The following is an 11,393-nucleotide window of genomic DNA, read 5'->3' on the forward strand; positions in this document are numbered from 1 at the left end:
TTTTTTTTTGCACATGGAACCAGTTAGAGTATATACTCTAGATTACTGGAGGGGTTATGCTTAAAATTTCACGACTATCTGTATTATTAACAACGCTGCTTTCTTTGTCTGTTTCTGCTAAGTCAGTAGATTTTGATAGCGCATGGAAAAATGTGCTCAACAATCATAACGGTATTGCTGCAGAGCGCGCGAATGTTCAGCGTCAGGAATCGTTGGCCTCAGGCACGTCTGACCTTAATCTTCCGTCTATTACCTTAAGTGCTAACTATACTTATTTAGATGATGATGTAACGGTTAACAGCCAACAATTATTAGACAGTACTGATATTAACCCAGCCTTTGCAGGTGCAGCTACTGGATTAATAAATGCACTTGGTGGCCCAATCACATCAACTCTTTCAGAACGTGATATTTTTACTAGCTCTATTCGTGCGATTTGGCCTATCTTCACTGGTGGCCGTATCTCTGCCGCAGAAAGTGCAGCGGAAGGAAAAACAGACGAAGCACGCAGTCAGCTAAAAATGAAACAACAAGCCTCTTATGAAGATTTAGCTAAGTACTATTTTAGTGTCGTTCTCGCTAATGAAGTCGTTAAAACCTATAGTGAAGTAGAACAAGGCTTAGCAAAACACAGAGATAATGCGGTTAAACTCCAACAACAGGGTCAAATTGCTAAAGTAGAGCGCCTACAAGCTGATGCGGCATACGACAAAGCAAAAGTAGACCTTCGTAAAGCTCAACAAAATTCAGATATTGCCAGTGCTGCATTAAGAATGCATGTTGCAAATGAATGAAAACATCACGCCAGAAACACCGTTGTTTATCAATCAAAAATTACCGGAAATGACCGCTTTTATTGATAATACATTAGCCACTTACCCAGGTTTAGACCTTTTAGATGCCAAAGAAAAGCAAGCGAGCAGTTTAATAAAAGCGGAGAAAGGCAGTTATTACCCTGAAGTTTATTTATATGGTAACTATAATCTGTATGAAGGTGACAGCTTATCTGCTGAAATTGCACCAGATTGGATGGTCGGTGTCGGTGTTAATGTGCCACTACTGGATAATAAAGGACGTTCAGAAAAAGTTGCGGCGGCGCATAGTGCTGTTCAACAAGTACAGTACCTTAAAAAACAAGCAAAAGAAGATCTTTCATTATTGGTTGAAAAAACATACCGAGAAGCATTACAAGCGATCGATGAATATTATGGTTTAGCATCAAGTATCGCGCTTGCACAAGAAAACATATTACTCAGAGAAAAAGGGTTTAAACAAGGCCTATCGACGTCACTTGATGTGGTGGATGCTGAGTTATATTTGGCAAGTATCAAGACGCAACGTTCATTAGCATCATTTAATTATATGATTTCATTAGTTAAGTTACTTGCTTTAAGCGATGAAACAGACACATTTGTACAATATCAACTTCAAGCAAGAGAAGGAAAATAACATGAGTCAATTAAAGAAAATCATCGGTTCTCTTGCCGTTGTAGGTGTAGTTAGTTGGGTTGGTTACAGTTTTTGGGCTGCTTATCAGCCTCGACCTGAATTACTGCAAGGTCAAATTGAAGCTGAGCAATACAATATTTCCTCTAAAGTCCCTGGTCGAATCGAGAATTTATACGTAAAAAAAGGTGACATGATAGAGAAAGGCCAAGCTATTTTCTCCTTATACAGCCCAGAAATAGATGCGAAGCTAGCGCAAGCAAAAGCCGGTGAAGCTGCAGCAAGCGCTCTGGCAGAAGAAGCAGAACAAGGAGCAAGAACTCAACAAGTTGCAGCAGCGAAAGATCAATGGCAAAAAGCAAAAGCGGCCAATAAACTGCTAGAAAAAACCTATACTCGTGTTAATAACCTCTATAACGATGGTGTCGTATCAGAGCAGAAAAAAGATGAGACTTACACTCAATGGCAAGCGGCAAAATACACCGAAAGTGCAGCTTACCAAATGTACCAAATGGCCAAAGAGGGCGCTAGAACAGAAACAAAACGAGCAGCCAATGAAAAAGTAAAAATGGCAATGGGTTCAGTCGCAGAAGTAGAGGCTTATGTCGCAGACACTAAGATTAACAGTTGGTATACAGGAGAGGTAACTCAAGTTTTACTCAATGAAGGTGAAATTGCACCTCAAGGCTTTCCTGTTGTTAGTGTTATAGACATTAAACAAGCATGGGCCGTTTTCCATGTTCGTGAGGATAAGCTTAAAAACTATAAAAAAGATCAACAGATTGACGTCTATCTTCCAGCACTGGATCAAACGGTTCCATTTAAGATCACGCATATTGCTGTTATGGGAGATTATGCAACCTGGCGAGCAACCGATAATAGCCAAGGGTTTGATTTAAAAACCTTTGAAATTGAAGCGCATCCAACTGCTGACATTCCAAATCTACGAGTTGGTATGAGTGCTATAGTTAAATTAGATTAAGCGTGATTTATGAAAGCATTTTGGCGTTCTTATTATTCTAATCCATGGCTAATTGCGGTTACTTTTGGTCTTCCATTAGTGCTGTCATTGATGATTTGGTGGATATTTTCATCCTCTGTGGTGCGTGAATTACCTCTCGATGTGGTGGACCTTGATCAATCCAGTTTATCTAGGATGATCATACGTGATTACGACGCAACCCCAACGCTTGCTGTCCGTACGATCCAACCAAATGTTACTATTGCCAATCGCGCATTAAAAGAAGGCGATAACTATGGCTATATCGTTATCCCTCATGATTTTGAGCGTAATGTCATGCTGGGGAAGAGCCCTCAAATTTCAGGCTTTTATAATGGACAATTTATCTTAATCGCAAAGCAAATTAATTCTGCTTTGATGCAAACAGACATGACGATCCAAGCAAAACTGGCAACAATAAAGGCGCTGAGTACAAAGCAATCAACATGGACTCAAGCAATTAACTCTGCAGTGCCAATTAAAGTTCAAGTGACGGCCCTATTTAACATTGGTAGCAATTATAATCAATTCTTAGTCTCCGCAATTCTTCCTGCAATATGGCAAATGGCGGTTATTGTTGGGATGATTTGGGCGATGAAAAACGAATCGGTTCGCAATAATAACAATGATTTACGTGAATGGTTTGATAGCCAAACACCTCAAAACATTCTTTCATTTGTTGGCGTTTATTTCTTGATTGGAATGACTTTGGGTTGTGTACTTTTCTATTTCTTGTTCGGGGTATTACAATTTCCTTTTGATGCGAGCATTTTAAGTTTTCTCATTACAATGGGAGCAATGACACTGGCTTGTATTAGTATTGGCACTGCTATTGGGTATGGTACCAATAATATTGTAAAAGCAATGAGTATCTCAGGCGCTTACACGGCACCCAGTTTTGCATTTTTAGGTGTTACTTTTCCAGTATCAGACATGAACAACGTCGCTGTTTTTTGGCACTCAATTCTACCTGCAAGTCATTTTGTTCGCTCACAAATAGAACAAGCAAACTATGGGTATGGGCTTGTTTCAAGTTTCTCGCATGTCGGTATTTTACTGTTATTTACCTTGCCGCTTCTTTTACTTATTTCACGATTAAGGAAGTAATCATGTCTTTTCTCTCGATATTAAAAAATGAAGCGAAAGGGATATTTACTAATAGCACGATCGTACTTGCGATGATCGGTGGTGTACTTTTCTATGCATTTCTTTACCCGTTGCCTTATTTGAATCAAAGTCCAGAAGAGCAGAAGATCACGGTTGTTGATTTAGATAAATCAGAACTTAGCCAAAAATTTATTTTAATGGCGAATGCATCACAGCAGCTAAACGTCGTAGAGCAGGCAGAGAGTATTGAGCAAGCAAAACAGCAGTTTTTAAATAATACGGTTAGCGGCTTTTTAGTTATCCCATATGATTTCTCAGACAAATTGCAGTTAGGCCAAGCACCAACAGTTGCTTATGCTGGTGATGCTTCGTACTTTTTAGTTTATGGGACCATAATCGAAGGGTTAATGAAAGTGGGGGGAACATTATCTGCTGAATATCGAGTTGCTCATATGGCTATTGATGGCACTCCAATTACTACTGCAATAAATACCTTTCAACCTTTTAAATCTAATTATACTCCTGTATTTAACCGAAATATGGGATATGTAGAATATGTGGTTCCCGCCGTATTTGTATTGATTCTCCAACAAACGTTATTAATGGCAGTTGGCGTAAGACAGAAAGCAGCAACGGCAAGCGAGAATTCATCGCTACAGTTAATCGCTCGTTTTTCACTATTTTTAATCAGCGAATTAATACTCGCGAGCTTTTATTTTGGTTTTGTATTTGACCATTATCATATCAGCCGTTTTTCTAACGTATTGGACTTACTGATCATAATGGTGCCATTTATTGCATCGATTATCTTGCTTGGCATGCTACTGGCGCGATGGTTTCCTACCCCCGAAAGTATTTTGTTAGTCGTGCTATTTAGTTCGATGCCGATTGTATTTAGTGCCGGATTTATCTGGCCGACTGAACTTATTCCAAATGCATTAACTGATATTATGCACTTATTGCCAAGTGGGTTTGCTATTGATGGCTTTCTTAAACTCAATCAGATGGGCGCAGGCTTACACAGTGTTCTTTTAAATATATCAGGGCTTTACGGTTTATGCTTACTGTATGGGTTGGGTCTTTTTATCAGTAAGCAAAAGTAACTCTTAAAAGTGATACTGAGTAACAACATAGTTTCATTATTAGTTGAAGTGTCTCGATTTCATTTTTACTAAGCAAGTAAGCATATTCGAAGTTTGATAAATTATCCCTAGGTTGGACTAGGGATACTTATAATGAAAAAACACATACTTGGAATGATTATAGCAACGGGCTTTTTAATGGGATGTCAAAGTACTAGCGATGATTCAACATCAAGTATTATTGACACTCCTACCGTTGAAAGCTTTGTTAATTATCATAATGACGAATTAGCACAGTTTGTTACCAGTGATATCGGCAGTATTGCAAAAACAAACGATGAAATTATTCTATTACTTAATGGTGACAAGAGCTTTGACTCTGGAAGTACAGAGGTAAAAGAAGAAAGCAAAACTGTTTTATCTCAATTAGCCAAATTATTAAACGATAAACCAGAATCAGAAGTGTTTATTGCGGGCCATACAGACAGTCGTGGTAGCAAGCAATTTAATATATCATTGTCAAATAAGCGGGCTGATTCGGTACTCGCGTTATTAGCTCAGCAAGGGGTAGACTCCACACGTATAAATACTTATGGTTTTGGTGAGGAAGAACCTATTGCTTCTAATATGAATTCCGATGGACGCAAAAAAAATCGTCGTATAGAAATCCGCATTACTCCAATAATCGAATTGTTTGAAGAGTAGTGATTTCTTTGGTCATTTTATAATTGAGTAAGCAAAACTACCTACATTACTGACACATAAGCTATAATAAGCCTTATTTCAAAAAGGAAAATGAAATGGGGCTTTTTTCACGTCTATTTGGAACATCACCTAAGCAAGAAGCAACGATCGAACCAATTGAATATCAATCCTTCCTAATTTATCCAAACTCAGAACGAGATGGCTCTCAATTTCGTATCGCCGGTACAATAACAAAAGAAATAAAGGGTGAAATTAAAGAGCACCGCTTTATTCGTTCTGATGTAATCTCAAACAAAAGTGATGCTGATGAGCTTATGGTACGTAAATCAAAAATGCTGATCGAGCAAATGAATGAGTCAATCTTTAATTAAATGCCTTAGCTTTGATGTAGATTAGATTGAAAAAATATTATCTAATTATAATTATTGTTGTAAATCAACGTCAAAACCGTAATGGTCTGACCTCTGCTTTGTCACTGTAATGTTGTTTTTTTACTGAATTAGGGTGAATATAAGCAGGAATTAATTTAATGTAATAAAATCATGTCATTTTATTACAAAACACTTGAATTTATATCTTATAAAGTAAGTATCAATTCATGCCAATAGTAAAGGAATAACTATGCAAATTGGTGTACCTAGAGAAGTACTCGCGGGCGAAACCCGTGTAGCTGCCACTCCAAAAACGGTAGAGCAGCTATTGAAGCTTGGCTTTACTGTCTCTGTTGAATCTAAAGCCGGTATTTTAGCCAGTTTTGATGACTCTGCATTTGAACAAGCCGGAGCAACTATTGTTCCTGCTGATGATGTGTGGAAATCAGATCTAATCCTTAAAGTTAATGCTCCTCAAGTTAACGCTGAAACAGGTGTTGATGAATTCGATTTAATTCAAGATGGTGCTAGCCTAATCAGTTTTATTTGGCCTGCGCAGAATGAAGAGTTACTTGCAAAATTAGCGACAAAGAACATCAACGTTCTAGCTATGGATTCAGTTCCTCGTATTTCACGAGCTCAGGCGCTTGATGCACTAAGTTCAATGGCGAATATTGCAGGTTACCGTGCAGTAGTGGAAGCTGCGCATGAGTTCGGTCGTTTCTTTACTGGTCAAATTACCGCTGCTGGTAAAGTTCCACCGGCAAAAGTACTTGTTGCTGGTGCTGGTGTCGCTGGTCTTGCCGCTATCGGGGCGGCTGGCAGTCTTGGTGCTATCGTTCGCTCATTCGATGTTCGTCCTGAAGTAAAAGAGCAAGTGCAATCAATGGGCGCTGAATTTCTTGAAGTTGATTTCAAAGAGAACTCAGGTTCAGGTGATGGTTACGCAAAAGAAATGTCTGATGAATTCAACAAAAAAGCGGAAGAGCTATATGCAGCTCAAGCTAAAGATGTTGATATCATCATTACAACAGCACTTATTCCTGGTCGTCCTGCACCTAAGCTTATCACCAAAGAAATGGTTGATAGCATGAAAGCAGGTAGTGTTATCGTTGACTTGGCAGCAGCCAATGGCGGTAACTGTGAATACACAGTAAAAGACGAAGTGTTTGTTACAGAGAATGGTGTAAAGGTTGTCGGTTATACCGATATGGTTGGTCGTCTACCAACTCAATCATCTCAACTGTACGGTACAAACCTAGTAAACCTTCTGAAGCTTTTATGCAAAGAAAAAGATGGCAACATTAACATCGATTTTGAAGACGTTGTTCTTCGCGGTGTAACGGTTGTTAAAGAAGGCGAAGTAACATGGCCAGCGCCGCCAATTCAAGTTTCGGCACAACCTCAAGCGAAAGCAGCACCAAAAGCGAAAATTGAGCCTAAAATTGAAGAGCCAATGTCACCAATTAAAAAGTTTGCAATGATAGGTGCTGGTGTTGCTGCTTTTGGTTGGGTAGCCTCGGTTGCTCCAGCTGCATTCTTAGCACACTTTACCGTATTTGTATTAGCGTGTGTGGTGGGTTATTACGTTGTATGGAATGTAAGTCATTCACTTCATACACCATTAATGTCAGTAACTAATGCCATTTCAGGCATCATCATTGTCGGTGCATTATTGCAAGTGGGACAGGGTAATGGTGTCGTTTCATTTTTAGCATTTATCGCAGTTCTAATCGCTAGTATTAATATATTTGGTGGTTTTGCTGTAACCAAGCGTATGCTTGAAATGTTTCGTAAAGATAAGTAAGGGGTAGAGATAATGTCAGCAGGATTAGTTCAAGCAGCATATATTGTATCTGCCGTTTTATTTATCATGAGTTTAGCCGGTTTGTCTAAACAAGAAACAGCGCGTAGCGGTAACTACTATGGTATTACTGGTATGGCTATCGCATTAATTGCTACCATTTTTGGCCCTGACTCTGCAGGTACTGGATGGATTATCGTCGCTATGGCAATAGGTGCTGTTATTGGCCTTTATTACGCTAAAAAAGTGGAAATGACAGAAATGCCAGAGCTTGTGGCAATTCTTCATAGCTTTGTAGGTATGGCAGCGGTTCTTGTTGGTTACAACAGTTATATCGATCACGGTGTACTTGTTGGTGCAATGCTAACTATTCACCTTGTTGAAGTTTTCTTAGGTGTATTCATTGGTGCGGTAACTTTCACCGGATCTTTAGTTGCGTTTGGTAAATTGCGTGGTGTTATTGATTCATCAGCGCTGCAATTACCTCACCGTCATAAGCTTAACCTTTTAGCATTAGTTGCTTCAGTAGGACTTCTTTACTACTTTGTTAGTGTTGAAGGCAGCATGTTTGCCATGATCTTAGTAACCTTAATTGCATTTGCCTTTGGTTATCATCTAGTTGCTTCAATCGGTGGCGCAGATATGCCAGTGGTTGTTTCAATGCTTAACTCATACTCTGGTTGGGCAGCGGCAGCAGCAGGTTTCATGCTATCGAATGATCTTCTGATTGTTACTGGTGCGTTAGTGGGTTCATCAGGTGCAATTCTGTCTTACATCATGTGTAAAGCAATGAACCGATCTTTCATCAGCGTAATTGCTGGTGGGTTTGGTCAAGATGTTGTTGCTTCATCAGGTGACGAAGAGCAGGGCGAGCATCGTGAAACAACAGCTGAAGAAGTAGCAGAAATGCTTAAAGAGTCTAAGTCTGTTGTGATTACTCCAGGATACGGAATGGCTGTTGCTCAGGCTCAATATCCTGTTCATGAAATTACTGAAAAACTTCGCGCTCAAGGTGTTGAGGTTCGCTTTGGTATTCACCCAGTTGCAGGGCGTTTACCAGGCCACATGAACGTTCTTCTTGCTGAAGCAAAAGTGCCTTACGATATCGTTCTTGAAATGGATGAGATCAACGATGACTTATCTGAAACAGATACGGTCCTAGTTATTGGTGCTAACGATACAGTTAACCCTGCAGCAATGGAAGATCCAAACAGTCCAATCGCAGGTATGCCTGTTCTTGAAGTGTGGAACGCGAAAAACGTAATCGTATTTAAACGTTCAATGAATACAGGTTATGCTGGTGTTCAAAACCCACTATTCTTTAAAGAAAACACTGAAATGCTTTTCGGTGATGCTAAAGAAAGTTGTATTGAGATCAGTAAACATCTTTAATTAAAATGTGTTTATTAAATAGATTAAAAACCGAGTATTCATTACTCGGTTTTTTTATCCAAAATAATAGTCAATTCTTAGTCATACCATTCTGAATAAGTAGTTGTTCAGATAATTGCGTAGGAAAAATCGATTTTAACAAGCAAGAATGATCAAATACTTATGTAGATTGGTATTAATCAGAGCTAATCCGAGATCTTATTGATGTAATAACCGTCAAACCATGATTAAAGGATCTAAAATGGATCTCTACTTATTAAAATGTACCTTTGGAAAAGTAGAAAAAGATCATATACTATAGATAAGTGATAAATAAGTTGTAAAATCAATGAGTAGTGACAGCGTAACACTTTTAAGTAATGATATTTCAGTAGGACTAACCATGCCTAAAGTGAGTAGCTTAAATGCAGCTCAGGCATATTTATTATCTTTAAACTCTGAAAATAGCCGATCAACGATGAGATCTAATTTAAATAAGATCGCTCATCTTCTTGGATCTTTTAATTTAAACAATTGTCCGTGGCATCAGATAAACCGTGATTACGTACTTGGTGTCATTGAAGCATTAAAATCTGAAAAATTAGAATCGGCCACCATCAATACCTATATAGCGGCAATCAAAGGTGTAGCTCAAGAACTGTGGTTATCGAAAAAAATCACTACAGAAAACTACCAATTAATAAAACACATTAAACAAATGAAAGGCTCTCGATTAGCTAAAGGTCGGGCCTTATCCAGTAATGAAATCCAATTGTTATTTTCTTCTTGTAATGACCAAACCATAAAAGGTATTCGAGACAGTGCTATTTTAGGTGTGTTATTAGGCTGTGGTTTAAGACGCTCAGAAATTGTGGATTGTTCTATTGGTAGCTTTAATGCAGAAGAAGGGTCATTACGGGTACTTGGTAAGGGCAATAAAGAACGAATGTCTTACTTGCCACAACAATCATTAACATTACTACATTCATGGCTAAATGCTGTCAGCGGGGACAATAGCCGCGCCTTATTTACCCGTATAAGGCGTTTTGATACTGTGACTGATGATAAGCTAACATCACAGGCTATTTTACATATACTAAATGAACGAAGAAAACAGGCTGGGGTGAGTGCATTTTCTCCCCATGATTGCCGAAGAACTTTTGCTTCTATGTTGTTAGATAATGGCGAGGATATTTCGACCGTAAAAGATGCAATGGGGCATGCAAGCATCATTACCACGCAAAAGTACGATAAACGTGGATTTGAACGTTTGAAAAAAGCGAGTGATAACTTAAGTTTTATATGAATAAATAATCATAGTAGTTAGAAATATCTCGGGTTTATACTTTTTATTTTGCATACTTACTTACATCAATCTACATAAGTATTTGAGCATTCTTGCTTACTCTAATCGATTTTTCCTACGCAATTATCTGAACAATTACTTATGCAGAATGGTATTAGACATAATGATTAAGATAAATTTAAGACATAAAAAAAGACGCAATTAAGCGTCTTTTTTAGTCTGTCAGATTGTTAAGTAACGAATTACTTTTTACGACAGAACTCAGCGATTACATACATAGATTGACCGCCGTTAGCTTTACCAGAAACTAGACGAGGATCGTCGCCAAGGCTGATGCCACGGATAACGGTGCCTTGTTTAATAACTTGGTTAGTGCCTTTAACTGGAAGGTCTTTAGTAACCGTTACGTCGTCACCTTTTTTCAGTTCAACGCCGTTGATGTCACGTGGTTTTTCACCATCAGAAAGAAGTGCTTTCTCAGCCCATTCTTTAACGTCTTCTTCAACGTACATCATATCTAGAGCATCTTGAGCCCAAGATTCAGAAGCAAGCTTAGTTAGAAGAACATAAGACATAACTTGAACAGTAGGAACTTGGCTCCACATAGAGTCATTAAGACAGCGTAAGTGATTAACATCCATTTTATCAGCGTCTTCGATTTGTGCAGTACAGGTATCACAAATCATTACACAGTTATCAACCGTGATATCTGTTTTAGGCGGAACTGCAAATGGAGCTAGTGAGTTAGTTGAACCACATAGTTCACATTTAGAATCGCAGCGAGTTAAAAGAGTTTTTTCAATGCTCATAAAATAGTGCCTGTTGTTTAGTAATGTTTATATTATGGCAAGTTTATACCATAAGAAAAAGGATTACGGTGAGAATACTGTAATTTTTCTGATTTCTTTTTGATTTAGTATCAAATGGGTAAAAGATGGTTTTCCAATTGGTAACACAGATGAGTTAATGTGGTTAAATTTCACTTCATAGAGCCAAAAAGTTGCTCATTAAATTGAACTCCGTAATACAGTTTTATGCACATAAATACAGTGGATAATGAATATTGAACAACCAATCTGCATAAAAATAGAATAAATGAAAACAGAAATTGATATAAAAAGTATAGGTTAATCCTAAAATAAGGAAGCATTTTAACTTTGCTAAAAAGTAACATTACAACTTTGCGCCCACACAGCTAGTA

General features: G+C 38.2%; 9 protein-coding genes and 1 pseudogene. 9 read left to right on the forward strand and 1 reads right to left on the reverse strand.

From position 1 onward, the window contains the following. The first annotated feature begins 56 nt into the window (after positions 1–56). The 9 genes and pseudogenes from PVK70_RS18080 to PVK70_RS18120 all read left to right on the forward strand — a co-directional run bounded on the left by PVK70_RS18080 (position 57) and on the right by PVK70_RS18120 (position 10,192). Positions 57–1,449 (forward strand): annotated as a pseudogene (locus tag PVK70_RS18080) (TolC family protein). Between the two features lies 1 nt (position 1,450). After that, the gene (locus tag PVK70_RS18085) at positions 1,451–2,428 is read left to right on the forward strand and encodes an HlyD family secretion protein (protein WP_130049083.1); all 978 of its coding nucleotides are present in this window, start codon (positions 1,451–1,453) and stop codon (positions 2,426–2,428) included. Between the two features lie 9 nt (positions 2,429–2,437). After that, positions 2,438–3,553, forward strand: coding sequence for an ABC transporter permease (locus PVK70_RS18090; RefSeq protein WP_130049084.1), 1,116 nt, complete (start codon positions 2,438–2,440; stop codon positions 3,551–3,553). 2 nt (positions 3,554–3,555) lie between these two features. Continuing rightward, positions 3,556–4,656: an ABC transporter permease gene (locus tag PVK70_RS18095; RefSeq protein ID WP_130049085.1), complete on the forward strand. Its 1,101-nt coding sequence runs from the start codon at positions 3,556–3,558 to the stop codon at positions 4,654–4,656. A 132-nt stretch (positions 4,657–4,788) separates the two neighbouring features. Further along, positions 4,789–5,340: an OmpA family protein gene (locus tag PVK70_RS18100; RefSeq protein WP_130049086.1), complete on the forward strand. Its 552-nt coding sequence runs from the start codon at positions 4,789–4,791 to the stop codon at positions 5,338–5,340. Positions 5,341–5,435: 95 nt separating this feature from the next. Continuing rightward, positions 5,436–5,711 (forward strand): HlyU family transcriptional regulator, encoded by a 276-nt coding sequence (locus PVK70_RS18105; protein ID WP_130049087.1) that lies wholly within the window; start codon positions 5,436–5,438, stop codon positions 5,709–5,711. Positions 5,712–5,961: 250 nt separating this feature from the next. Next, positions 5,962–7,518, forward strand: a complete 1,557-nt coding sequence (gene pntA / locus PVK70_RS18110; RefSeq protein WP_130049088.1) for a Re/Si-specific NAD(P)(+) transhydrogenase subunit alpha — start codon at positions 5,962–5,964, stop codon at positions 7,516–7,518. Positions 7,519–7,530: 12 nt separating this feature from the next. Continuing rightward, positions 7,531–8,907 (forward strand): Re/Si-specific NAD(P)(+) transhydrogenase subunit beta, encoded by a 1,377-nt coding sequence (gene pntB / locus PVK70_RS18115; RefSeq protein WP_130049089.1) that lies wholly within the window; start codon positions 7,531–7,533, stop codon positions 8,905–8,907. Between the two features lie 328 nt (positions 8,908–9,235). Continuing rightward, positions 9,236–10,192, forward strand: a complete 957-nt coding sequence (locus PVK70_RS18120) for a tyrosine-type recombinase/integrase (protein WP_130049090.1) — start codon at positions 9,236–9,238, stop codon at positions 10,190–10,192. A gap of 242 nt (positions 10,193–10,434) precedes the next feature. On the opposite strand, the gene PVK70_RS18125 is transcribed toward PVK70_RS18120, so the two are convergent. Then, positions 10,435–11,001 carry a PhnA domain-containing protein gene (locus PVK70_RS18125; protein WP_130046104.1) on the reverse strand — a complete coding sequence of 189 codons (567 nt, stop codon included), beginning with the start codon at positions 10,999–11,001 and terminating at the stop codon, positions 10,435–10,437. Between the last annotated feature and the right edge of the window lie 392 nt (positions 11,002–11,393).

It is taken from the genome of Aliivibrio sp. A6, assembly GCF_028765505.1.
GTDB lineage: Bacteria > Pseudomonadota > Gammaproteobacteria > Enterobacterales > Vibrionaceae > Aliivibrio > Aliivibrio finisterrensis_A.